Raw genomic sequence first — 23,446 nt, 5'->3', positions numbered from 1 at the left:
CTTCGCTTTTAGGACGCCGCTTCGCGGCTAGAGGACGGCTGCGCCTAGAGGACGCCACTGTGTGGCTAGAGAAAAAGCCAGTTCAAGTTATAACAGGGACGTTTTTAGCTGAAACCTGACGCCCTCAGGTTTCAGCTTTTTTAATTCAAGATCAGAGCTTTCAAAAATATAGATCTGTATTCATCTTCTTATGCAGGATTCGGGCAATGCATATCCCTTTATCGGATCGTGTGTAATACAGAGTATGGCTTCTGAAATGGAACAAACGAAGACCTAAGGAAAGTTCATTACAGGGCTGACCAATAAATGGTGTGCCAGCTAAGTTTTCGCAGAGTTGCTCTAATTCAGAGATGTAGAGTCGAGTTTGGTTTTGGCCCCAAGCGGTGAGGCTATGCTCGATGATTCCTTCCAAATCTGCCACCGCTTCATCCGTAAAGCTGTATGTTTTCATGCTTAGAACTTCCGTTTCTTAATTTCCTCAAAGATCTCTCTGCCGTCTCTTACCTTGCCTGCAGCGACGGAATCCAAACCTTTCTGAATTTCTGCTCTAAGGGTTTCTAATTTTAACTGCTCTTCGGCATCTCTTTGTTCGAGTAACCGCAAAGCTTCCCGTACAACCTCGCTAGAGGAGTTATAACTGCCACTTTCCACTTTTGATTTCACAAACGCTTCCAGTTTTGGAGTGAGTGATACATTCATTATTGATTGCCTGCTTTTTGATCAGATATAACGAAGTTTAGCAAAGATTGTTATTTTAAATACAGTGGTTAGTGGTTAGGAATAACAAGGACGCTGACGCTAGAGAACGCTTCGCTGCTAGTCGCTAGGACGCCGCTTCGCGGCTAGAGGACGGCTGCGCCTAGAGGACGGCTGCGCCTAGAGGACGCCACTGCGTGGCTAGAGGAAAAGCGGAGGGAGTTTCTAACATTTAAGAATTTAACTAATAGATTCTTTCCCATCAATCACCTAGCATGTGGCTCTCTTTATCAAAAACAGATCAAAGGATTTGATTAGATGTTCTTGTATTGGAAAAGGATTTTTCTCAGCGTAACCTCCGCTATCCTGCTCGTGGGATGCGCGTCTACTGCACCCCTGCAACACGCAGTTGTTCACATTCCTCTGGCAGAAACTACTCTCAAGCTAGATGTTAAAAATAACGATCAGCTAGCAATTGGCGAATTTCTGTTATTAAACAGTGATGAAGGCTATGTCAGCATTCAAGTACTTAGCGCTGAGGAAGAGATCGAACTGTGGGACATAACTACCCAAGAGTATCTTGATCAACTTTATGGGACTCGCAAGCCAGAAAATCAGGATATTGTACAAGCAAAGTTAGTATTGTCGGAAAGTGTTGTTTCAACTGACTACTTAGAACACGAAAGCTATTTTGCGATATATCAGAAAGAGCAAGATGGGCGAGAGCGTATCTTCTTTACTGATAAAAATGAGCAATCATCTACGTATTACATTTTAGAAACTGAGGGAAAGGATTCCCGCAAAATATTCTATGGAGAGATAAATGATAATAAGCGCGGAAGATAAGCGATATGCTAAGGCTATACTGGCTTCGCCTTTTAGTAGTTAGGACGCCGCTTCGCGGCTAGAGGACGGCTGCGCCTAGAGGACGCCACTTCGTGGCTAGAGAAAAACCTTATAAAGAGAAACAGGGGAAGATAATAGTCAACGACACCATTGTGATGCAGTTTTAAGGAACCTGACTACTAGACGCTAAGGTGCGTTAGTTTCCAATTTAGCTGCCAAAAAAGTTTTTTTATCAAAGGTTTTAACAATTTTGGCGTTAGGTGGAAGTTCGGAGATGGTCGCTCCTTCTTCTGTGAATATTCCAAGCCTGTTATTTGTAAAACCTATCAGTAGTCCTTCGGTAATTAGGTTGTTCTGGTCGTCATATACCTTAATGCAGTTAGATATGGCGGTTTTGCTATTAAAAACGCATTTGTCTTGAAGGAACTGCTTTTTGGATATATCGGCAAGTTCTTTGCCTTTATCAAAGCTATAAACAGTGATTCCAATCCAAATTAGAATTACCCAAATACCCCAATATGCTTTTTTTGCAATTGAAGAAAGTTCTTCGTAGACGTATGTAATCGCTTTAGAAAGATCATTGTTCTCAGGAGAAAAGAAGGACATTGCGTTTTTTAACATAGCTACTGGTTTGGTATCAGGCAGTCCTACTGCTTTTCGATTTCCTGTATTTATACCGAGATAAGCAACTGAAACAAAGAAGACTACTATGCCTATGATCGATACCCATAGCGTGGAACTGGTAAGGAAAGGAAGTAACTTGATCAAATAAAAGGTGATTGTGTAATAACCATAAACATATGCGTCTGTTACGGAGAGAGGGAATGCAGAGCTAAGACCACCGAAAGAATTTAAATAGCCTGCTTGAAAACCGAGTCCTACCAAATACCCTGCAGGAGCAATTATTGCGACTAATAGAGGGAGGTAGGGCAATAAGTGAGAATGGTTTTTCAGTTTGTCTGAGAGTGAGGTTGGCTCTTCGACTCGTTGATTCATTTGAAGTCCCTATCATCAATTTTTACTAAGGAAGAAATCATAACCTAGTTATATGCAATTTATTACTAGATTGATTTAGCAATAAACGGGGACTGTTGATTCTTATCAATTCATGTAGTTGTCATAACTTTGGGGTGCAGGCAGACTAGTTAGTCTTACTAAGGCCAAGTGGGCCGTGGATTATCTTCGTCAAAAGGAAAGACGATGGAATGGATTTTGATCTTTGCAGTGTTGATGTTTGTCGCACTGATCTTTTTAAAGAAGCTAGCTGCGCAGAGCAGTGACTCTTCAGATAACACATTAGGTTATCGTCAAAAGAAAACCCTGTTCACAGAAGCTGAGCGTTCATTTTTAGGTGTGTTGGATCAGTGTATTGACCCTAAACAACACCGCGTATTTGGCAAAGTCCGCGTAGCGGATATTGTTGAGCCAAACCCAACTAAAAACCGTAGCGAGTGGAGTCGTGCCTTTGGCAAAATCAAAGCCAAACACTTCGATTATGTGATCTGCACCGCCGATACCCTTAAACCTGTTTGTGCCATCGAGCTAGATGACAAAAGCCACAGCCAGAAAAAACGCCAACAGCGTGATCAGCTGTTAGAAAGTGTCTGCGAAGAAGCCAACCTGCCTCTAATTCGTGTACCTGCGAAACGAAGTTACAAACTGGAAGAGGTTAAGGCGGCGCTGGCGAAACGTTTTGTGCAAGAACAATCAGATTCAGCGAGTAATCAGAATGTTGGTTCGAATCTAAAGAAAGATAAAGCCAAACTCACTAACAATTCGGATGTTATAAATGTCATTTAATATTAATGAAGTAAAGTCAAAGATATATAACTGCATAATAACAGGGAGCTTTGGGGAGGAAGTAATAAATACTTTTTTGCATGATGATGGAAGTATTATTCCTTTGGAATGTGAGCTTTGGGATTTCAAAGAAAAGTTTGAGGGGACAAATGATTCTTATCTTAAATTAGTTAAAACAATTATATCTCTTTATAATAGTTTTGGGGGATATGTAGTATATGGAATTAAAGAAAAAATAAAGGATACTAGTTTTTCCATAGAGGGTATAGGTGAGGATCTGTTAATAGATCAGCAAAAAGTTAGAGGGCTTTTTGATAAACATGTAGGCAGAAGAATTGATATCTTATATGACAACTTCTCAGTGGAATGTTCTGGGGTTATTAAATCTATCGGGCTGTTGTATGTTCCCAAAAGACCTTCCGGTTTACATAGTGCTTCAGTAATTAAAGCTGCGGCGTTATCAAATAATAAAGAATTGTTAAAGAAGGATTGCACTTATTTTAGGTGCAATGATGAAAGTAAACAATGCTTAAATATTAATGACTTTGAGTTTATATCTGGTGATAGAGATTTCTTACTATTAAGTTCAGGTGGTAGGAAAAGAAAGAAACTGATAGACCATGATTTACCAGATAAAAACTTTATCTGCGCAAGGTTTATTGGGCGTTTTGAAATATTAAACCAATTATGGTCTTGGCTTGGTGATGAGTTTCAATATGCAAAGGTATTGGCAGGGGAAGGTGGGAAAGGTAAGACTTCAATTGCATATGAGTTCTGTCAATTATTAGCAAAAAGTGGTGCTAGTTCGATTGATCAAATTGTTTGGTTGACTGCAAAGAAAAAACAGTTCAAGGGTTTATACGATTCATATATTGAAACGCCTGAATCACATTACGATAGCCTAGAAACTTTACTTAAAGAGGTTTGTTTAAAAACAGGATCTTTGGATGAAGAATTAATTGATCTGTCTGAGAATCAACTTAAACGTAAGGCTAAAGAAAATCTCGAATCTTACCCGACATTTATCGTTGTAGATGATGTAGATTCAAATTCCCCAGATGAGCAAAGGCGTATTATGGAGGCGGCAAGAGTAATTGCAAACTCTAATTCTAGGGTTTTATTAACAACCCGAGTGAATAATATTTATTCAACTGATTCTTGTATTACTGTTCCTGGTCTCGAAGGTAGTGACTATTCCGAATTAGTAAATGTTATTTGTGATCGAGTACATCTGCAAAAGTTGAATTTATCAAATATTGAAAAGTTATGTAGTGCTTCTGAAGGCTCTCCATTATTTACTGAATCTATATTAAGGCTATATAAGAATGGAGTCTCTTTAAATGTGGCCATAGAGCAATGGTCAGGTGAAGAGGGGGAGTTGGTTAGGGAGGCCGCTTTAAGAAAAGAAATAGAGGAATTGACTCTTGAGGCAATTAAGATTCTTGTGGCAGTAAGCTATGTAGGTGGGTGTTCTAGAACAGAAGTACATCAGTTAACGGAGCTGAGTAATTCAAATATATCAACCTCTATAGAACAGCTCGGAAATTTATTCTTAATTCAGAGTATTAACTTTATTGAGGAAGAGCCAAGAATAGAAGTTTCCTCCTCAGTTAGTAATTTAATCCTGAAATTATGTCATGAGATATTACCAGATGCTTCGGATTATATAGATAGCGTCAGGCAAATTGCAGAAGGGTTGCGTTATCAGGAATTATCAAATGGAAATGTACCCGAAGTTGGTGCTGCTGTAAGGCAATGTAGTGCATTATTAAAGAATGAAAGTTTTAATCAAGCTAGAGAAACGGTCAGATCTTTATTGGGAGATAAAAAGTTTAAAGAAAACTCTGATTTGTTTTTTATGCTCGCTAGAGTCGAATATGATGATCCATCTTCAAGTCTAGAGGTAGTTAGAAAGTCATTTAATGATGCGTATATTAAGGGGCAAAGAAAAGAGTCATTTTTTGATATGTGGTATGAAGTTGAAAATCAAATTGGAGAACAAACTTCAATATCGAATGTGTGTAAGGATGCTATTGAGCAGGGAGGATTTCAAACTGCGATTTGGTATGAACGCTATGCAAATAGCCAATATTTACATTCAGGAGATATTTTAAACCGAAATAGTAAAATTCATGTACTTGTAAATGCTTATGGGAATGTAACGAAAGCTATTAGTATGGGAAGTGCTCCTAAATGGTCTCGTATAAAAGATCTATCTGTAAATATTGTTGATTCCATATGGAAAGAAGCGATGCTCGAAGACAACTATCTTGTCGCATTTAAGGCAATGAGCGGAGCTATAAATGCAGGTGATGTTAGGCAGTGTAATTATGTGAATGCTGCCGAAGCAGTTCAGAAGTTATTTGCAGTTCATACTAATAGAACTAGGGGGAGTTTTAGCGAGGAGCTAAGACTTGAAGCGAGGGATCAATATCAAGAAAGTCGAGATGAGTTAAGATGTATCATTGATAATTTAGATCTAGCTCGTCACGATCTTCGAGACCGTATAGAGCAAATGGTCTTTCGTGTTCCCGACGCGTAGGAAAATTATTAAAGAGGTCAAAATTAAAGGCAAAATGAAAGAGGGCAAAGCCATTTAATTAAGACAATAAAAAAACAAACAACACCTTGTCTGGTTTTTTGCTTTTAAGGCTTTTTCTAACCACTCTAGCGGCGTAGCCGCGTCCTAAGCGCGAAGCGTGCTAGAAGCGCAGCGATCTGCTTGATTCATTGCTAGACTACATACAGCTTTTTGTAGATCTATTGGTGGAGCCCTAGTGAAGATCAGAACCCTCTGTCTCTCTTTGTTTTTGATACTGAATGTAAATAACCCTGCGTGGGCGGATAATCATTCAGGGGTGACGCTTATCTCTACGGAGTTGATGTCCGGTCTTTTGGAAAAAAGAGAGGGGGTGATAGAGGGGATCTATCCGGATTTCTTTGCTCAAGCCGCGAGCAAAGCTGGAGTAACAATAGATTACCGCATCGTGCCGTGGTCCCGCGCTGTGTTAGAAACGGAAAAATCTAAGAAATATCTTCTTTTCCCATTTACCCGTACGTCCGAGCGGGAAGAGCGCTTTAGCTGGTTGGCGAAACTATGGGAAGTGCCGATCTGCTTTATCTCTTCGACTCGTCCTATGAATTCCTTTGAGGAAGCAAAGCTCGCCGAAGGGATTATGGTTTGGCGTGGGTCTTCTCATCTACAAAAATTGGTAGAGCTGGATTTTGCGAACTTGATTCCTTTTGATGATCCGCGCTTGGTTAAGCGAGTTTTATCAAAAAGGAAAAATGTTGCTTGGTATACTCCATGCAATGAAGGGCTGTCACTCTTTGGTCTGTTCAACACTGAACACCCCATCATTATCGGGAAGGTGGTCGATAATGAAGAGGTTTGGTTGGCAGGAGGTAAGAATTACCTTTCTACCGATGAAAGGCAGCGCTTCTTAAATGCTGTGTCTGAGTTAGCGCCTGAAGGTACGCTTAGACGAAGAATTTTAATTGAAGGAAGATAGAGACAGTTACTTTCTTTTCACAAAAAAGCCCAGAACTACGTCTGGGCTTTTTGTTTTAGCGCTTTTTCTAACAACTCTAGCGGCGAAGCCGCGTCCTAAGCGCGAAGCGTGCTAGAAGCGTAGCGATCTGCTTTTTACAGAGCTTCGATCTTACCGTATTGCTCTTTCAGCTTATCGAATGCTGCTTGAGAGCCTGCAAGCTTCTCACGCTCTTTCGCGATAACCGCTTCTGGTGCGTTAGATACGAACTTCTCGTTACCTAGCTTACCTTCAACACGGCTGATCTCTTTCTGTAGCTTGTCTAGTTCTTTCTGTAGACGAGCCAGCTCAGCGTCTTTGTTGATTAGGCCAGCCATTGGTACCAATACTTCCATATCGCCCACTAGCTGAGTCGCTGCCATTGGTGCTTCGTCACCGGCATTTAGCCATGTGATGCTGCTTAGCGATGCTAGTTTAGATAGGAAGGTGCGGTTTGCTTCTAGACGTTGTTTGTCTAAGTCGCCACCGTTTTGGAACAGTACGTCTAGCTCTTTAGCAGGGGAGATGCCCATTTCACCACGGATGTTACGTACACCGGTGATAACGCCTTGTAGCCATTCGATCTCTGCTTCGGCATCGCTATCGATCTTGTCTGTGCTTGGTACAGGGTAAGCCTGAGTCATGATCGTATCGCCTTCAACACCGGCTAGACCTTTAACCTGCTGCCAGATCTCTTCAGTGATGTACGGCATGATTGGGTGAGCAAGACGTAGGATTGCTTCCAATACGCGAACTAGAGTACGGCGTGTACCGCGCTTGGCTGCTTCGGATGCATCTTCATCCCACAGTACTGGCTTAGAAAGCTCTAGGTACCATGCGCAGTAGTCGTTCCAGATAAAGTCGTATAGCGACTTAGACGCCATATCGAAACGGTACTCGTCGAAGTGTTTAACCACTTCAGCTTCTACCGCTTGTAGACGACTAGCGATCCAGCGATCTGCTAGAGATAGCTCAACGTCAGCATTAATATCCTGACCGCAATCTTCACCTTCAGTGTTCATTAGCACGTAACGTGCTGCGTTCCAGATCTTGTTACAGAAGTTACGGTAACCTTCTAGACGCTTCATATCCCAGTTGATGTCACGGCCAGTAGAAGCCAGTGCCGCAAGGGTGAAACGAAGTGCGTCAGTACCGTGTGCCTGAATACCTTCAGGGAACTCTTTCTTAGTACGTTTGCCGATCTTCTCAGCCAGTTGTGGCTGCATCATGTTGCCGCAACGCTTTTCTAGCAGCGTATCTAGCTCGATGCCGTCGATCATATCCAGTGGGTCTAGTACGTTGCCTTTAGACTTGGACATCTTGTCGCCGTTTTCGTCACGGATAAGGCCGGTAACGTAAACAGTTTTGAATGGTACTTGTGGGTTGCCGTCTTCATCTTTCATAAAGTGCATGGTCATCATGATCATGCGTGCTACCCAGAAGAAGATGATGTCGAAACCAGTTACTAGCACATCAGTAGGGTGGAACGTTTGCAGACGCTGAGTATTTTCAGGCCAGCCAAGTGTTCCGAATGTCCATAGTGCCGAGCTGAACCATGTATCTAGAACGTCATCGTCCTGACGTAGTTCAACTTCTGGATCTAGACCGTATTTTTCGCGCGCTGCTTCTTTGTCGTTCGCTACGTATACGTTGCCTTCATTATCGTAGAAGGCTGGAATACGGTGACCCCACCAAAGCTGACGAGAGATACACCAGTCTTGAATGTCGCGCATCCAAGCGTTGTACATGTTCTCATACTGCTGGGGTACAAATTTGATATCGCCTTTTTCTACTGCTTCAACTGCTGGTTTTGCTAGCGTTTTAGCATCAGCAAACCACTGGTCAGTTAGCATTGGCTCGATAACTACGCCACCACGGTCGCCGTAAGGAACCGTCATGTCGTTTTCTTCGATCTTAACTAGCAAGCCTGCTGCTTCGAAATCAGCAACGATTTCACGACGCGCTGCAAAGCGCTCCATACCACGGTATTTCTCCGGGATGTTAGTGTCGATATCGTTGTTTGGCGTACCGTCAGTGTTAAAGCCTTCACCTTCTTCGCGAATATCTGCGTTGTAGGTTAGGACGTTGATCATCGGTAGGTTGCAACGCTTACCCACTTCGTTATCGTTGAAGTCGTGTGCAGGTGTGATTTTTACGCAACCTGTGCCTTTTTCCATGTCAGCGTGTTCGTCGCCAACAATTGGAATGCGACGGCCAACAAGCGGTAGAACGATCTCTTTACCGATTAGATCTTTGTAGCGCTCATCTTCAGGGTTAACCGCAACACCAGTATCACCTAGCATTGTTTCTGGACGAGTCGTACCTACAACGATGTGGTCTTCGCCAGCCGCAGTTTTTACGCCATCAGCGAGTGGGTAACGTAGGTACCACATCTTGCCTTTGACTTCTTTGTTCTCAACTTCTAGATCAGAGATCGCAGTGTGAAGTTTAGGGTCCCAGTTTACTAGGCGCTTGCCGCGGTAAACCAAGCCTTCGTCGTATAGACGGATAAATACTTCTTGAACTGCGTGGTAGAAGCCAGAGTCCATTGTGAAGCGCTCGTTCGCCCAATCTACAGAGTTACCTAGGCGACGCATCTGGCGAGTAATGGTACCGCCGGACTCTTCTTTCCATTCCCAGATCTTTTCGATAAAGGCATCACGACCTAGATCGTGACGAGACTTTTGCTCTTCAGCCGCAAGCTTACGCTCAACAACCATCTGCGTAGCGATACCCGCGTGGTCTGTACCTACCTGCCACAGCGTGTTTTTACCCTGCATACGCTTATAACGAGTTAGAGCATCCATGATGGTGTGCTGGAAAGCGTGACCCATGTGCAGGCTACCGGTGACGTTCGGTGGCGGAATCATGATGCAGTATGAGTCACCTTCGCCTTGAGGTGCGAAGTAGTTGTTGTCTTCCCAGGTTTTGTACCAGGATTTCTCGATTTCGTGCGGCTGGTAAGTCGTATCCATTGCGCTCTGAGTCTTCTGAAAATCTGTCGAATTAGGCTGCCCGAGAGTTGCCGTGGGCAGCACGCATAAAGTCCAACATTATACAGGATATTAGTGAGTAGTAGCTAGGGCGAGGAAGACGATAGGGCGCGGCTTTGCTAATAGCGTAAGAAAGCAGGACGGCTGCGCCTAGAGGACGCCATTTCATGGCTAGAGTACGTGGCTTCGCCACTAGAGGACGCTGCTACGCAGCTAGAGGAAAAGCATAAAAACAAAGAGCCGGATGTATTTAACGAGGGAATTGAAGGTTATGTTTTTTCTCTAGGCGAAGCCGTCCTCTAGCGCTAGCGTCCTAAGCGCGAAGCGTTCTCTAGCAGCTTTGCTGCGTCCTATTTTGATACATCTATACTTATAAGTATCAAAGTTATTGCGGAGGTACGAACATGAAACAATGTTATGCCACACGCGGTTTTTTACCTTGTCAGGATCCGGCGACTGAATTGGTTTTGGGGGAGCCTTATGCAGTACTGGATACGGTAGGTAATTCGTTACCGAGTTTGTTATTAGAAAAGGATGCTCGAAACTATCTGCGTCGAGTGTTTGTTCCCGATTGGCCTTATATCAATATCCCTGATGATCTCTGGCCGCAAGCGTGCCTTTACTATGTCAGGTTGGGTTTTATCGCGTCGGGTTATATCAATCAAATAGGGCAACCCAGTTGTCACTCTTTACCTGCGAACCTAGCTCGCCCCTTATGCAAAATTGCTGACCTGATGCAGCGACCTCCCATCTTGAGTTACGACGGTTATGCGCTGTTCAATTGGCGACGTTTTGATATTCGTAAACCTGTTCAGCTTGGCAATATCGATACGATTCAAAACTTTGTTCATCTCTACGATGAACATTGGTTTATCTTAGTCCATATCGAGATAGAGGCTTTGGCAGCTGATATTTTGGATGCGGTTTTAAGTCTACAAGGTGAGGTACAGCCCAGAGACGTTGATGCTGCTTTAGATAAGATCGCGATGGCGATGACCTCGATTATTCAGGTGTTACAACGGATACCTGAGCGTATGTCAGATGAACTGTATTTCTCTAAATTCCGCCCCTACATCGGCCAATTCCAAGAGGTGGTGTATGAAGGAGTGAATATAGATCCGATCAGCTATCGAGGTGAAACCGGCGCACAAAGCTCAATCATGCCGCTACTGACAGAGTTTATGAAAATCCCACACCAAGATAATCGCCTAACTCGCCATTTGTACGATATGCGTCAATATATGCCGGTTGATCATCGAGTTATGTTGGAACAAGTACGCGGTATGCCTGATGTTAAAACAGTGGCGAATTCCGATAAGTTTGATGCGGTGTTAGAACTGATGGCGTGCTTCCGCGAAGTGCATTATCACTGGGCGATTAAATACATCGCACGCCGCTGTAATGATCAACAAGGCACCGGTGGAACGCCTTACATGCGTTGGCTTAAGTTCCTGATTGAAGAAACGCGTGGGCATAAAAAGTCTGGAGGGAAAGGGACTGTTGTGGCTTGAAGGGCAGGACGCAGCAAAGCTGCTAGAGGACGGCTTCGCCTATAGGAAAAGAAGGACGCTTACGCTAGAGAGCGGCTTCGCCTTTTAGGACGCCATTTCATGGCTAGAGGACGTGGCTTCGCCACTAGAGGAAAAGAAGGGCGCTGCTACGCAGCTAGAGAAAAAGATTAAAAAAATTATAAGTATTGTGAAGATTCGAAATGATTCGAGGGTATGGTCATTGAGGATCGTATTACTTAGAAATATTAAAAACTAATCCCTTAATTCCTATAGAGGTTTTTTCTCTAGCAACGAAGTTGCGTCCTACAAGCGAAGCGACCTCTAGGCGAAGCCGTCCTCTACGCCTTCGGCTTAGGGCGCATATCATGCATATCAATCTGGATGCCATTGGATTGATATAGCTTGTAGTTCTTACGAGTTGAGGCAAGGACGTCTTCTGTTTGTACAACGACTTCTAAGATGCGGTCGAATCCGAGTGCGTCTTCTGGAATATCTAAATTCAGATTTACGAATACGTCTTTATGTTGTGGGCGTTGTTGATCCCAGCCGATTTGTACGCTGGCTTGGAGATCTTCGTCTACCAGTTGGTGTGGGATAAACGCTTCGGGGCGGTATTCCCAGAGAAGCTGATCAATATGCTTGGCTTCACTTTCGTTTGCTGTTTGGATGTAAAGTTGGTGCCCTAGTGCACGGATCTTTTCGACTAAACGGCAAAGGAAGCGACCACGGGCATCCGGGTCGCTAGAAGGTAGTACATAGAAATCAGCTTTACTGGTCATCGGTTACTAAGCCTGAGGCTTATTCCTCGTCTGCTGATTGGTTTAGCAGGTACTGAGTTAGTAGTGGTACACAGCGGCCTGTAGCGCCTTTGTTTTTACCACCGCTATGCCAAGCAACACCTGCGATATCCAAGTGAGCCCAACGGTACTCTTTAGTGAAGCGAGATAGGAAGCACGCAGCAGTGATTGTGCCGCCTGGGCGACCACCGATGTTAGCGATATCTGCAAAGTTAGAATCTAGCTGCTCTTGGAACTCATCCCATAGCGGTAGTTGCCAAGCTTTATCCGCTGCTTGGTTACCTGCTTGCATAAGTTCTTGTGCTAAATCGTCGTTGTTAGATAGTACGCCAGTAGCGTGGTGACCTAGTGCGATGATGCACGCGCCAGTTAGTGTTGCGATATCTACAACTGATGCTGGCTCAAATTTACCTGCGTAAGTTAGGGCATCGCAAAGCACCAAACGGCCTTCAGCGTCAGTGTTTAGGATCTCAACAGTTTGACCAGACATAGTCGTTACGATGTCGCCTGGCTTAGTTGCATGGCCGCTTGGCATGTTTTCAGCTGCAGCAACGATACCAACAACGTTGATCGGTAGCTCCATTTCACATAGCGCAGTCATTGCACCGAATACGCTTGCCGCACCACACATGTCGTACTTCATCTCGTCCATACCAGCGCCTGGCTTCAATGAGATGCCGCCTGTGTCGAACGTAATACCTTTACCTACAAGTACGTGTGGCTTGTCGCCTTCTTCGCCGCCTTTGTATTCCATAACAATCAGTTTGGAAGGCTGCTCAGAACCATTGCCTACAGAAAGTAGACAGTGCATGCCCAGTTCAGCCATCTCGTCTTCATCAACGATGGTTGCTGTTAGGCTTTCAAATTCGTCGTCTAGTTCTAGTGCTTGCTCAGCTAGGTAAGTAGGCGTACAGATGTTGCCTGGTAGGTTGCCTAGGTCGCGCGCAATGCTCATGCCGTTGACGATAGCTGTACCGTCTAGAAGGGCTGTCTCTGCAACTTCTGCATCGTCATCGTTAACAACTAGAGCAATCTGTTCCAGTTTTAGAGGATCCGCTTTTTTGCTCTTAGTTTCGTCGTATACGTATAGCTCAGCGCCTGCCCATTCAACAACATGGCGAAGTTGGCGGTATTGATCTGCGTCGTCACTTAGTTTGCAATCTAGCGCAAATGTTACGCTGCTTACACCTGTACCTTTAACGATACCCATAACAGCAGTCACAGCTTTGCGTAGGTTACGGTTGTTACGATCTTCTTCTTTACCAAAGCCAACCAGCAATACGCGCTTAGCAGTTACGCCCGGTACTTTGTGAAGTAGAAGTGTTTGTGCTGTTTTGCCGCTGATATCACCTTGGTTGATGATTTCGCTAATGTATCCAGAGCTGGCGCTGTCGACTGCTTTCGCTGCAGGGGATAGGTTGCCATCAGCTTCAACTGCGATGACTAGACATTCTGTTTCTAGTGACTGAATCTCACCATTTACAATTTCAAAATCCATGTTAGCTCCAAACTCACGGCCAGCAGCCGTCTAAACAAGACATTAGGTGCGGATTAAAGGATAATGCCGGTACTTAAAACTCAGTACCTAGGCTTTGACAGATAATTTCCGCTGTAAAGGCCCATAATATAAACCATTTTTGTGTCGGTAACAGTTTCGTAGGGACATAGAGTGATCGTTTTTCGTTATTTATCTCGAGAAGTGCTACTCAGCATGTTGGCGGTGAGTTCGGTTTTGCTCGTCATCATCATGAGTGGACGTTTTGTTAGATACCTTTCCAAGGCCGCAGCAGGTGAATTAGATCCGAGTGTGTTGTTTGCCATTATGGGGTATCGCTTACCGGGATTCCTTGAGCTGATTCTGCCCTTAGGTTTATTTCTGGGCTTCTTGCTGGGTTATGGTCGTCTTTATCTTGAGAGTGAGATGACAGTACTCGAAGCCTGCGGTATGAGCCAGAAACGATTAGTGGCTTATTCCATGGGGCCGGCTCTGCTGGTGGCTGTTGTTGTCGGCGTTTTATCTGTTTTTGTTTCTCCTTATGGTGCTTCTGAAACAAATAAAATCTTTGATGAACAAGAAAGTCGCAGTGAGCTAGAAAGCCTTGTTCCGGGCCGTTTCCAGAAAAATCAAAACAGTGCTCGAGTTACCTATACCGATTCTGTGAGTAAGGATGGTGAGCTAGGTTTGGTCTTTATGGCTGATCGGAATAAGAGTACTAAACGTTTACAGATCACTCTTGCTGAATCAGGCAGTATGGTGACAGATACTGAGCGAGATCAGCGATTCTTAGTCTTAGAAGATGGTTTCCGCTACGAAGGCGTGCCGGGTAAGGCTGATTACACAGAACTTGGCTTTAAACGTTACGGCTCTGAAGTGGAGCGTAAAAACCAAGAGATTCGCTACGACAAAGTAGAGGCGCTACCAACCTCTGTGCTTTGGGAATCGGATGAGCCTAAGCATCGTGCACAGTTAAACTGGCGCTTATCGTTACCTGTATTGGCGATAGTGGTGACTCTGTTGGCGGTGCCTTTAAGCCGTGTTAATCCGCGTCAGGGGCGCTTTGCGCGTCTAGTTCCGTCGATCATTATCTACCTTCTATACCTCACCATTCTGAGCAATATGACCAGTAAAGTGAGTGATGATGAAGCTGCGCCGATTGCTATCTGGATGGTGCATTTTGTGTTTGCTTTGTTGGCGCTCAATATGATTGTTTTTGGCCGTTTCTGGAGTCGGGTCTTTAACCAAATTCCTATGCCGACTTTGCGTATGCCATGGAGTAAGAAAACATCATGAAGCTATTAGATCTGTATATCGCACGTCATGTATTAGGTGGCTTCTTAGTGGTTCTGCTGGTGGTTGCAGGGCTAGATATGTTGTTTGCACTAGTGGAAGAACTTAAAGATGTTGAAGGTAGTTATACCTTCGCTGCTGCGGTTGAGTATTCTCTGCTAACCTTGCCGCGTCGTATCTACGAGTTTATTCCCCTATCTAGTCTGATCGGCTGTCTGTTAGGTTTGGGTATCCTTGCTTCAAGTTCTGAGCTTACGGTTATGCGCGCAGCAGGTATCTCGACTTTAGGGATTATCCTATCTGTTATGAAACCGGTATTGCTGATTATTGCGTTTGCATTGGGCCTTGGTGAATTCGTTGTTCCCCATACAGAGCAGCAGGCGCAGAGTCATCGCCAAGTGGCGCAAACCGGTAGCCGAGCGATTAATGATGCCAGTCGCGTTTGGCACCGAGATGATCGTACATTTCTGCATATCAATGCTGTAATTCCTGATGGCTCTGTGCGCGGCGTAAGCCGTTACGAGTTTAATGAAGATCTAACACTTGCCCGCTCTAGCTATGCCAAAGTGGGGCGTTACGAAGAGGGTAAGTGGGTACTTACTGAAGTTCGTGAGACACGTTTCCCATCGGCAGAAGATCGAGCGACACCAGCGACATCGTCTGTGACTACGACCACCTTAGAATCCGAAGTTTGGGAAAGTGGCTTAACACCTGAGCTATTAAAAGTCGTGATGGTTCAGCCTACTAACCTATCGATGAGTGGTTTGCTTTCTTACAGCGAATATCTCAAAGAGCAGGGCTTAGCTTCCTCACAATACCGCGTGGCTTTCTGGAGTAAGTTGCTCCTGCCACTCGCTGTATTCGCTTTAGTGTTGGTTGCTGTTTCTTTTATCTTTGGCCCACTTCGAAGTGTAACCCTGGGGCAGCGCTTGATCACCGGCATCATCGTCGGCCTCGCATTTAAACTCACTCAAGACATCCTTGGTCCTACCAGCGCCGTATTTGGGTTCGCACCGTTTGTTGCGGTGATTATCCCGATTCTGATTTGTGCAGGTTTTGGGTTCTGGTTGCTTAATAGGGCGAAGTAGGACGCTGGCGCTAGAGGACGCTACTGCGTGGCTAGAGGACGGCTACGCCTAGAGGACGCTGCTTTGCAGCTAGAGAAAAGGCTTAAAACATAAACAACATGGAGGTTGTTATGAGTTACGAGAATCTTGATGTATGGAAACGTTCCTGCCGATTAAGTACAGATCTTTACTTAGTTCTTGCCAGTTGTAAGGACTATGGTTTCAAAGACCAAATTACGCGCAGTGGTCTGTCTATTCCCAGTAATATAGCCGAAGGGTATGAACGGAGCTCCGTTAAAGAAAAAAGGCAATTCCTTTACTATGCGAAAGGTTCTTCAGCAGAACTACGAACACAAATACTAATTGGGCAAAAAGTAGGTTTTATACCGAAGCAGAAAGCCCTAAGTTGGGCTGAAGAAATATTGGAGATTAGAAAAATACTCAATACTCTAATCAAGCAGTGTTGAAATCTTTTTTCTAGGCGAAGCCGTCCTCTAGTCACGTAGTGACGTCCTAAAAGCGAAGCGCCCTCTAGCGTCAGCGTCCTTCTTTTACTCTAGCCACGCAGTGGCGTCCTGCCTTTATTCCAAAATCTTCGCATTCTTTGGTAGTTCTACCACGTGTGTGCCTGACGCTAGGTCATGCCATGTCATCTTCTGTTTGTTGATAAACATCCAAAGGAAGCCTACGCCGAAAGCGGATAGGGAGATGATGCCTACGATGTAACGTATTAGGGATTGAGTGAAGTTAAGGCGGTAGCCTTCTGAGGTTTGTACGCGCAAACGCCAAGCTAGCATGCCGAGGGTTTGACCGTTACGCATCCAGAAGAAGGATAAGAATAGGTAAACAATGATAAATAGAGCAGACTGATACACGGCAAAGTAAGGGCTGGTATCTAGGGCTTCGCCGCCGTTGATGGTCATAAGCACACCGGTAGAGACCATTAATAGGGCTGCGACTAACATTAGGTCGTAAACAAAAGCGCCTAAGCGTTTTAGTGGGCTGGCGATTTTGATATCGGCATAAGTTTCTTTAAAGGCTCGGCTCATTTTATCAATACACGTGTAGGGTCGAGTTCAAGACTGGGCTTAACTTGCTGGATCGCGAAAAATGCCCGCTAAAAGTGATCTATCTAAGTGCAGATTTTACATGGAAAGAGCTATGCTTCGCCACCCACGGGCTATTAGGCAATAAAAAAGGCGATCAGATGATCGCCTTTTTAAATTTGGTAGCGCTTATTCTGCAATGTACGTTTTACGGTACTCAGCAGCTAATGCTTTGGCTTCTTCAAGCTCGCTTGGGTTCAGTTTCATTACCAAACGCTTTTCGATAGCTTGTGCAGTTTTGTTACCCAGTTCAGCAGCATTGTGCATCCAAGCGTAAGCTAGGATGTTTGTATCCTGGTCTTTCTGAGAACCGTGGTTGTTAGAGTAAAGCGTACCTAAAAAGAACATCGCGTCAGTGTGACCTTGGTTAGCCGCTTTACGGTACCAACGTTCTGCTTCTTCGAAGTTTTGCTCAACACCTGTGCCGAAGTTGTAGCAGCGGCCAATATTGTGTTGTGCAGCTACATAGCCCTGATCGGCAGATTTTAGGTACCATTCGATCGCCATATCAGCGTTACGTGACATGCCGTAACCGAACTCTGCCATTTCACCCAAACGGTTTTGTGCTTGAGCATCACCAGATTCAGCAGCAGGCTGAACAGTTTTTAGTTCAACTTTGTATTCTTTGTCTTTCAGAGCACGCAGGCTGTTTACGTTAGCCATATGGCCTTGAGAAGCGCCGCGTTTGTAGTAACGGCGTGCTTTAGCTTCGTCTACCTCAACGCCCCAGCCATTCTCATACATCTGGCCAAGCATGTTGAGTGCATCTGGGTCGCCTTCTTTTGCCAGTGGCTTCAGCTCTTCAAGTGCTGTTGCGTAGTCTTGCTTGTCAAAGGCTAAAGAGCCTTTGCCTAGATCGGCTGCCATCAGGTTAGTTGTACCAATGCTCAGCATTAGACTTGTAGCTAAAAGAATCTGTTTCTTCATCGAGTGTTGCCCGCATAAATTAGTTTGGGTTCGAGAGAGGCCGACGATTATACCTATATTGGAAAAAATTTGTTTGCTCCAGGTCGTATTTACCTCACCTGCACCTTATAAATGACAATTGTCCGTAGATAAAATTTTATTAAGGACTTTCTAATGTATTGTTTTATCTGAAAAAAGAAGTGCTTTCTATTAGTCAGATACTAATTTTTGTACCTACACTAGATTGGAAAGGATGATTATATAAAAGATATTATTAAAATACATTATTTGAGTTGTATTTGGATTGACTGATGTAAGCACTGATATCAATGTTTTTGCCAGTTGATCTAGGTAGCATCCCTTGATTGCTTGATCTTATTCGAATTGGTTGATGTATGAATTTGAATGCTATTGAAATAGAGGCAGCACCGTTAAAGGCGATTCTAACGCCGAGTGTTATTACTGTCGCACCGGATGCGCCTTTAAAAACTGTGCTGGCGCTCATGCAGAAGCATTCGATTAGTAGCATTGTTGCTATAGACGATTCAGCTAAACCTGTAGGTATCTTCACTGAGAAAGATGCTATTCGTTTAATGCTTGATGATCAGGCTATCTCATCTTTAAGTATGGCTGAGGTTATGAGTCAGCCTGTTATCACTGTTTCCTCTAATCTGGGTTATGCCAAGGCGTACCAAACGATGTCTGAAAATAGCGTCAGGCATCTTGTTGTTGTCGATAGTGATGGACAGCTACTAGGTCTAGTGAGTGAAGGCGATTTTCTCCATCACATGGGGATGGAGTATTTAGTTGAGCTAAAAACCGTTGCCAATTCCATGAGTTGCCGGGTAAAAGGGGTCAACCCTGAAGAATCTTTGGCGACGGTGCTCTCTACTATGAATACCGAACACATAAGTTGTGTGGTCGTTGTTGAGAAGGGTTGTCCGGTTGGTATCTTGACCGAGCGGGATATGGTTCGGTTAGCAACTGAGCATCTTGATATAGAAAAGGTAAAAGCTATTGATGTGATGGCTTCGCCTTTGTTGACGGTTCTACCTGATCTGCCTCTACAAATCGCTAGTCGTATGATGGAGAGCAATCATATACGCCGCCTTGTAGTAGTCGAACATGATGGTTCACTGAAAGGCATTCTTACGCGACACGATATCGCAAAATCCCTTCAAGGCTCCTACATAGAGTACCTGCAAGAAACGTTGGAACGTAAAAGCCGGGATCTAGCAAATACAGAAGCACGTTTGCGAGATATTGAGCAACGCGATTTTTATCAAAGTTTGGTTGAGCAGGTCAGTGATGCTATCTACATCATTGATGCTGATGATGGCCGGATTCTAGATGCCAACGAGCGCGCCTCTGAAAGCCTAGCTATGTCGCATACGGACTTGCTAAGTTTGCGGGTCGTTGATTTGACGACGGAAAATGATTCTCTTAATGATTGGTTAGAACACCATATTTCCGAACTTAAGAAAAAAGAGGAACAGTTAATAACGACAGAACATAGACGCTTGGATGGCACTATCTTCCCAGTCGAAATTAAGTCGCGCTTAGTTCGCTTTGGGCATAAAGACTATGTTGTTGCTATCGCGCGTGATCTGACTGAACGGTTCCAAGCGATAGATTCCATTCGCGATAGTGAGCAACGCTTTAGGGTGTTGTTTGAACAATCGCCTGTTCCTATGGCTTATGTTGGTTTTGATGGGCGCTTAATCAGTCTTAATCGTGCTTTCACTGCAACATTGGGCTATACAGCAAAGCACCTGCCTGATTTGGATACTTGGTTTTCCTTAGCCCATCCAGACCTACAGTACCGTAAAGAAGCGCGTGAGCGTTGGTATGGAGCTATTGAGCGAGCGCGTATAACCGACCATAAAATTCCCTTAAGTGAATATAAGATTACTTGCTTGGAGGGTAAGCAGAAACTGATTAACGCCTCGGGTATTACGACTGAGTGTGGTTTCTTGGCTATCTTGGAAGATGTAACCGACCGCAAAAGCCAAGAAGATCGGTTACGTCAGGCAGCAGCTGTGTTTGGCAGTACCACAGAGGGGGTGATGATTACCTCGGCTGCTGGTGTTATTCAGCGTGTAAATGAAGCCTTCTGCCGTTTAACGGGATATGACAGTGAAGAAGTGATCGGGCAACCTGCCAAAATTTTGCAATCGGGCCGACATGATGAGCAGTTTTACGCAGTGATGTGGGAGAGTTTGAGGGAAAAAGGCAGTTGGCAGGGAGAGATATGGAATCGTCGCAAGGATGGTGCGGTTTATCCCGAGTTGCTGAGTATTAGTCAGGTTACCAATGATTATCAAAAGGTCACTCATTATGTCGGTGTCTTTTCGGATATTTCTAAGCTCAAAGAGTCAGAACAGAAGCTTAATTACTTAGCTCATCATGACATGTTGACCAATCTGCCCAATCGTCTGATGTTGCAATCGCGATTGGAGCAATCATTAGCGGTCGCAAAGCGCAACGGTAAGCAGTTGGCGTTGCTGTTGTTGGATTTGGATCGCTTTAAAGATGTAAATGATAGCTTCGGTCATGCCGCTGGGGATGAGTTACTACAGCAGGTGGCTGCACTTCTAAAAGAGCGCTTGCGACAAGTCGATCTGGTTTGTCGTATGGGCGGAGATGAATTTGCTCTATTACTGGATGATATTCAGCATCCAGAAGATGCAGGCCTTGTCGCTAATGAAATGATCGAGGCCATTAGTAAGCGTTGGACATTAAGTAATGGCCGCGATGTTGCTATAGGTGGCTCTGTTGGAATTAGTATCTACCCGACGCAAAGTGAAGATGCCGAGGCATTGCTTCAGCATGCAGATGCTGCGCTGTATCGGGCTAAGGGTGAGGGGCGTGGCTGTTTTCATTACTTTACGGAAGAGCTTACCCATGATGCTCGTTGCAGGTTAGAGCTTGAAGCTAGGCTATCTCGTGCGATTGATAACCAGGAACTAGAAGTTTTTTATCAGCCGCAAATCGATTTAGCTTCAGGAGAACTGGTTGGTGCTGAAGCACTGGTGCGTTGGCAAGATCCAGAAAAAGGCTTGATTGGTCCCGCCGATTTTATTCCATTAGCGGAACAAACCGGTTTGATTAATCCAATAGGTCAATTTGTTCTTAAGCAAAGTTGTTCACAGCTGAAATCATGGTTGGATAAGGGGTATAAGCCGATCTCAATCGCTGTCAATCTATCTACCGTGCAGTTACGTCACGCCGATATATGTCAGTTAGTGACTAATGTTCTAGAGCAAACGGGATTGCCAGCGAAGTATCTGGAATTGGAGATTACTGAAAGCGCCATGATGGAGAGAGAGCAGGAGTTTATCGATCTGCTTCATGGGCTGCGTGAGCTCGGCGTTAAAGTTGCGATTGATGATTTTGGTACGGGGTATTCTTCGCTCGCTTACCTTAAAAAATTCCCGATTGATGTCCTGAAAATTGATAAATCCTTTGTCGAGGATATTCCTCAAGATAAAGACGATATGGTGATTGCCGCAACTATAGTTGCCATGGGACACAGCTTAGGTTTTAAAGTCTTAGCTGAAGGCGTAGAGACTGAGGAACAGCTAAAATTCTTGCAAAGTAAGGCTTGTCACTATTATCAAGGCTACCTCAGTAGTCGACCCGTTCCTTATCTCCAGTTTGAAAAAATGCTTGTTAAACCTCAATAGCATTTAGGAACCTGCGAATAAGTCCCATATTTTCTCAGTGAGTTATAAAACGACCAGATACGCTAAAGTCAGTGCAGTGAAATGTCTAGACCTTTTCAAACTGACTGACAAAGTAGATGGACGTTTTAGAACTCACCCTTTGGGGCTTACAGAGCAACTGATTCACTTTGTTAATGATTTTCGACAGGCAACTTGCATGCTTGTAATCATTGCCTCGTGCTTCAATTGCTCTGAAAGCCTGTACCCAAGGGGCATAGCAAAGTCGTATCGGACTTGTTCTCAGGTTTCTTAGTCTTTAGGCTAAAAATAGCCGTTTTTGAAAAGAAGGAGCGTGAACGGTCGGTTAGGTTTCTGCTAATCTAATTTAGAGAAAGAGAAAACAGTACCTGCTGTATTGAGGTTTTGGTTGTTGAACCCTAAAGCACTGTCATCATCGTTTGGTCATTTCCTAAAACGATTCACCTTAGTTGCTATTCTTGCATCGATTGTTTTATTGCTATTGAGCGGTTACGCCGCAAGTAAACTCTATGAGCGTTATGTTGTACGTTTAGCTGAATCTAACGCAATAAATCTTACAGAAGCTATTTTCACAACTTATCAATCTGATCTGAATTCTGCGCTCGATTCTGCGCCGCTTTTGCCGCCGCAACTATTAGCCTTGAATAAGACCCTAAGGGATTTTATTCAGCCTTATGGCATTGTAAAAATTAAGCTTTTTTCTCCAAGTGGAATCATTATTTACAGCACTGATCTCAGTATCATCGGTAAAGATGCGAGCGCTAATGAGATGTTGAAGCAGGCTTTGATTAGGGGGGCTAGCTCTAATATTCAAAGAAAAGACCAAATTAGGGATCTGGCTAATGAAACCCGCTTTGATGTTGATGTAGTTGAAAGCTACGTTGCTATGAAAAACCAGAAAGGTGCACTCATCGGCGTTTTTGAAATCTATCAAGATACCTCTGGTTTTAGAGGGGAGGTGCAGCAAGGCATTGTACTGTTTGTCGGTGTGTTAGCGATCATTCTATTCAGCGTTTTTGGAACGGCCTTTGTGTTTATGCGTAAAGCTGTGAAGAAAATGATCTACCAGCAAGAGATGCTAGAAGAACTAGCTACGGTTGATGCAGTAACTGGGCTTTATAACCGGGCTGAGATCACAAGAAGAATGGAGGCAGAATGGCAACGATATAAACGCTCCTCTTCCAAACAGAGTAGTTTTGCTCTGCTGATGTTAGATCTTGATCATTTCAAGAAAGTGAATGACAACTATGGGCATCTAGTCGGGGATAAGCTTCTGCAGCTGGTGGCGCATAGGTTGATGGGTGAACTGCGTTCTTATTCCGCTATAGGTCGTTATGGTGGTGAGGAATTTATCGCGCTTATCCCTGATATCTCCTATGCCAGCGCTCAGCAAGTAGCTGATCGATTATTGCGGTTAGTCTCTCAATCTAAATATTCCATTTCAGGATATGAGCTATCTATGTCAGTTAGCATCGGTTTTGCTGTGGCTGAGCCGACCGATCTAAATTTAGACGCTTTAATAAAGCGGGCTGATGATGCTCTTTATGATGCAAAACAGAGTGGACGAGGTTGTATAGTAGGTGCTGAAGGTGCAACGCCTGTGTCAAAAGCCCTGCCTAATAAATAAGCCCTTCCTTATCTTATTGTTGCCAAGCATAAGTTTTTGGCAGATTTTGTTGATGTTGGCGCTTTGTAAACAAGG

Annotated in this window: 18 protein-coding genes; 10 read left to right on the top strand and 8 right to left on the bottom strand. The window is 44.2% G+C overall.

Annotated features, from left to right (window positions below):
- Positions 1-160: 160 nt before the first annotated feature.
- Entirely contained in the window at positions 161-451 is a 291-nt protein-coding gene (locus tag ACMXYW_RS13375) for a type II toxin-antitoxin system RelE/ParE family toxin (RefSeq protein ID WP_415904366.1), read from the bottom strand.
- 2 nt (positions 452-453) lie between these two features.
- Positions 454-699 (bottom strand): type II toxin-antitoxin system ParD family antitoxin, encoded by a 246-nt coding sequence (locus ACMXYW_RS13370; RefSeq protein ID WP_415882281.1) that lies wholly within the window; start codon positions 697-699, stop codon positions 454-456.
- 315 nt (positions 700-1,014) lie between these two features.
- Between ACMXYW_RS13370 and ACMXYW_RS13365 the strand changes: the two genes are divergently transcribed.
- A complete protein-coding gene (locus ACMXYW_RS13365) occupies positions 1,015-1,542 on the top strand; it encodes a hypothetical protein (RefSeq protein WP_415899101.1) in 528 nt (175 codons plus the stop codon).
- A 186-nt stretch (positions 1,543-1,728) separates the two neighbouring features.
- Here ACMXYW_RS13365 and ACMXYW_RS13360 read toward each other — a convergent pair whose 3' ends face one another.
- A complete protein-coding gene (locus ACMXYW_RS13360; RefSeq protein ID WP_415904365.1) occupies positions 1,729-2,538 on the bottom strand; it encodes a hypothetical protein in 810 nt (269 codons plus the stop codon).
- Positions 2,539-2,742: 204 nt separating this feature from the next.
- On the opposite strand from ACMXYW_RS13360, the gene ACMXYW_RS13355 reads away from it, so the two are divergent.
- The 3 genes from ACMXYW_RS13355 (at position 2,743) to ACMXYW_RS13345 (ending at position 6,854) form a co-directional block, all read left to right on the top strand.
- Positions 2,743-3,342 carry a DUF2726 domain-containing protein gene (locus ACMXYW_RS13355; RefSeq protein WP_415904364.1) on the top strand — a complete coding sequence of 200 codons (600 nt, stop codon included), beginning with the start codon at positions 2,743-2,745 and terminating at the stop codon, positions 3,340-3,342.
- Positions 3,332-5,884 carry an NB-ARC domain-containing protein gene (locus ACMXYW_RS13350; RefSeq protein WP_415904363.1) on the top strand — a complete coding sequence of 851 codons (2,553 nt, stop codon included), beginning with the start codon at positions 3,332-3,334 and terminating at the stop codon, positions 5,882-5,884. The genes ACMXYW_RS13355 and ACMXYW_RS13350 overlap by 11 nt, the downstream gene beginning before the upstream one ends.
- Before the next feature lie 235 nt (positions 5,885-6,119).
- Positions 6,120-6,854 (top strand): hypothetical protein, encoded by a 735-nt coding sequence (locus ACMXYW_RS13345; protein ID WP_415904362.1) that lies wholly within the window; start codon positions 6,120-6,122, stop codon positions 6,852-6,854.
- A gap of 134 nt (positions 6,855-6,988) precedes the next feature.
- On the opposite strand, the gene ACMXYW_RS13340 is transcribed toward ACMXYW_RS13345, so the two are convergent.
- The gene (locus tag ACMXYW_RS13340; protein WP_415904361.1) at positions 6,989-9,847 is read right to left on the bottom strand and encodes a valine--tRNA ligase; all 2,859 of its coding nucleotides are present in this window, start codon (positions 9,845-9,847) and stop codon (positions 6,989-6,991) included.
- Positions 9,848-10,269: 422 nt separating this feature from the next.
- On the opposite strand from ACMXYW_RS13340, the gene ACMXYW_RS13335 reads away from it, so the two are divergent.
- Positions 10,270-11,376, top strand: a complete 1,107-nt coding sequence (locus tag ACMXYW_RS13335; RefSeq protein WP_415904360.1) for a hypothetical protein — start codon at positions 10,270-10,272, stop codon at positions 11,374-11,376.
- Positions 11,377-11,714: 338 nt separating this feature from the next.
- Here the strand turns inward: ACMXYW_RS13335 and ACMXYW_RS13330 are convergent, their stop codons facing one another.
- Together ACMXYW_RS13330 and ACMXYW_RS13325 are read right to left on the bottom strand one after the other, a co-directional pair.
- Positions 11,715-12,155 (bottom strand): DNA polymerase III subunit chi, encoded by a 441-nt coding sequence (locus ACMXYW_RS13330; RefSeq protein WP_415904359.1) that lies wholly within the window; start codon positions 12,153-12,155, stop codon positions 11,715-11,717.
- A gap of 19 nt (positions 12,156-12,174) precedes the next feature.
- On the bottom strand, positions 12,175-13,671 hold the full coding sequence (locus tag ACMXYW_RS13325) for a leucyl aminopeptidase (protein ID WP_415904358.1): 1,497 nt from the start codon (positions 13,669-13,671) through the stop codon (positions 12,175-12,177).
- Positions 13,672-13,842: 171 nt separating this feature from the next.
- Between ACMXYW_RS13325 and lptF the strand changes: the two genes are divergently transcribed.
- The 3 genes from lptF to ACMXYW_RS13310 all read left to right on the top strand — a co-directional run bounded on the left by lptF (position 13,843) and on the right by ACMXYW_RS13310 (position 16,495).
- Positions 13,843-14,964 (top strand): LPS export ABC transporter permease LptF, encoded by a 1,122-nt coding sequence (lptF, locus tag ACMXYW_RS13320; RefSeq protein ID WP_415904357.1) that lies wholly within the window; start codon positions 13,843-13,845, stop codon positions 14,962-14,964.
- Positions 14,961-16,049 (top strand): LPS export ABC transporter permease LptG, encoded by a 1,089-nt coding sequence (gene lptG, locus ACMXYW_RS13315; RefSeq protein ID WP_415904356.1) that lies wholly within the window; start codon positions 14,961-14,963, stop codon positions 16,047-16,049. Before lptF ends, lptG begins: the two co-directional genes overlap by 4 nt.
- Positions 16,050-16,159: 110 nt before the next feature.
- Positions 16,160-16,495 (top strand): four helix bundle protein, encoded by a 336-nt coding sequence (locus ACMXYW_RS13310; protein WP_415882265.1) that lies wholly within the window; start codon positions 16,160-16,162, stop codon positions 16,493-16,495.
- Between the two features lie 114 nt (positions 16,496-16,609).
- On the opposite strand, the gene ACMXYW_RS13305 is transcribed toward ACMXYW_RS13310, so the two are convergent.
- Together ACMXYW_RS13305 and ACMXYW_RS13300 are read right to left on the bottom strand one after the other, a co-directional pair.
- Complete coding sequence (locus ACMXYW_RS13305; RefSeq protein ID WP_415896885.1) at positions 16,610-17,077, bottom strand: RDD family protein; 468 nt, start codon at positions 17,075-17,077, stop codon at positions 16,610-16,612.
- A gap of 186 nt (positions 17,078-17,263) precedes the next feature.
- The gene (locus tag ACMXYW_RS13300; RefSeq protein ID WP_415896884.1) at positions 17,264-18,061 is read right to left on the bottom strand and encodes a tetratricopeptide repeat protein; all 798 of its coding nucleotides are present in this window, start codon (positions 18,059-18,061) and stop codon (positions 17,264-17,266) included.
- Between the two features lie 374 nt (positions 18,062-18,435).
- Here ACMXYW_RS13300 and ACMXYW_RS13295 point away from each other — a divergent pair, with 374 nt between their 5' ends.
- Entirely contained in the window at positions 18,436-21,726 is a 3,291-nt protein-coding gene (locus ACMXYW_RS13295) for an EAL domain-containing protein (protein WP_415904355.1), read from the top strand.
- A 409-nt stretch (positions 21,727-22,135) separates the two neighbouring features.
- Positions 22,136-23,371 carry a GGDEF domain-containing protein gene (locus tag ACMXYW_RS13290; protein WP_415904354.1) on the top strand — a complete coding sequence of 412 codons (1,236 nt, stop codon included), beginning with the start codon at positions 22,136-22,138 and terminating at the stop codon, positions 23,369-23,371.
- The last annotated feature ends 75 nt before the right edge of the window (positions 23,372-23,446 follow it).

The sequence above is a fragment of the Neptuniibacter sp. QD48_55 genome, from assembly GCF_047778115.1.
Lineage (GTDB): Bacteria > Pseudomonadota > Gammaproteobacteria > Pseudomonadales > Balneatricaceae > Neptuniibacter.
The sequence above is the reverse complement of the archived record's forward strand: the minus strand, read 5'-3'. Positions and strand labels throughout refer to the sequence as shown.

Excerpts from the sequence above, each read along its gene's own strand:
- ACMXYW_RS13375 (WP_415904366.1), bottom strand. The coding sequence starts at position 451 with ATGAAAACATACAGCTTTACGGATGAAGCGGTGGCAGATTTGGAAGGA.
- ACMXYW_RS13370 (WP_415882281.1), bottom strand. The coding sequence starts at position 699 with ATGAATGTATCACTCACTCCAAAACTGGAAGCGTTTGTGAAATCAAAA.
- ACMXYW_RS13365 (WP_415899101.1), top strand. The coding sequence starts at position 1,015 with ATGTTCTTGTATTGGAAAAGGATTTTTCTCAGCGTAACCTCCGCTATC.
- ACMXYW_RS13360 (WP_415904365.1), bottom strand. The coding sequence starts at position 2,538 with ATGAATCAACGAGTCGAAGAGCCAACCTCACTCTCAGACAAACTGAAA.
- ACMXYW_RS13355 (WP_415904364.1), top strand. The coding sequence starts at position 2,743 with ATGGAATGGATTTTGATCTTTGCAGTGTTGATGTTTGTCGCACTGATC.
- ACMXYW_RS13350 (WP_415904363.1), top strand. The coding sequence starts at position 3,332 with ATGTCATTTAATATTAATGAAGTAAAGTCAAAGATATATAACTGCATA.
- ACMXYW_RS13340 (WP_415904361.1), bottom strand. The coding sequence starts at position 9,847 with ATGGATACGACTTACCAGCCGCACGAAATCGAGAAATCCTGGTACAAA.
- ACMXYW_RS13335 (WP_415904360.1), top strand. The coding sequence starts at position 10,270 with ATGAAACAATGTTATGCCACACGCGGTTTTTTACCTTGTCAGGATCCG.
- ACMXYW_RS13330 (WP_415904359.1), bottom strand. The coding sequence starts at position 12,155 with ATGACCAGTAAAGCTGATTTCTATGTACTACCTTCTAGCGACCCGGAT.
- ACMXYW_RS13325 (WP_415904358.1), bottom strand. The coding sequence starts at position 13,671 with ATGGATTTTGAAATTGTAAATGGTGAGATTCAGTCACTAGAAACAGAA.
- lptG (WP_415904356.1), top strand. The coding sequence starts at position 14,961 with ATGAAGCTATTAGATCTGTATATCGCACGTCATGTATTAGGTGGCTTC.
- ACMXYW_RS13310 (WP_415882265.1), top strand. The coding sequence starts at position 16,160 with ATGAGTTACGAGAATCTTGATGTATGGAAACGTTCCTGCCGATTAAGT.
- ACMXYW_RS13305 (WP_415896885.1), bottom strand. The coding sequence starts at position 17,077 with ATGAGCCGAGCCTTTAAAGAAACTTATGCCGATATCAAAATCGCCAGC.
- ACMXYW_RS13300 (WP_415896884.1), bottom strand. The coding sequence starts at position 18,061 with ATGAAGAAACAGATTCTTTTAGCTACAAGTCTAATGCTGAGCATTGGT.
- ACMXYW_RS13295 (WP_415904355.1), top strand. The coding sequence starts at position 18,436 with ATGAATTTGAATGCTATTGAAATAGAGGCAGCACCGTTAAAGGCGATT.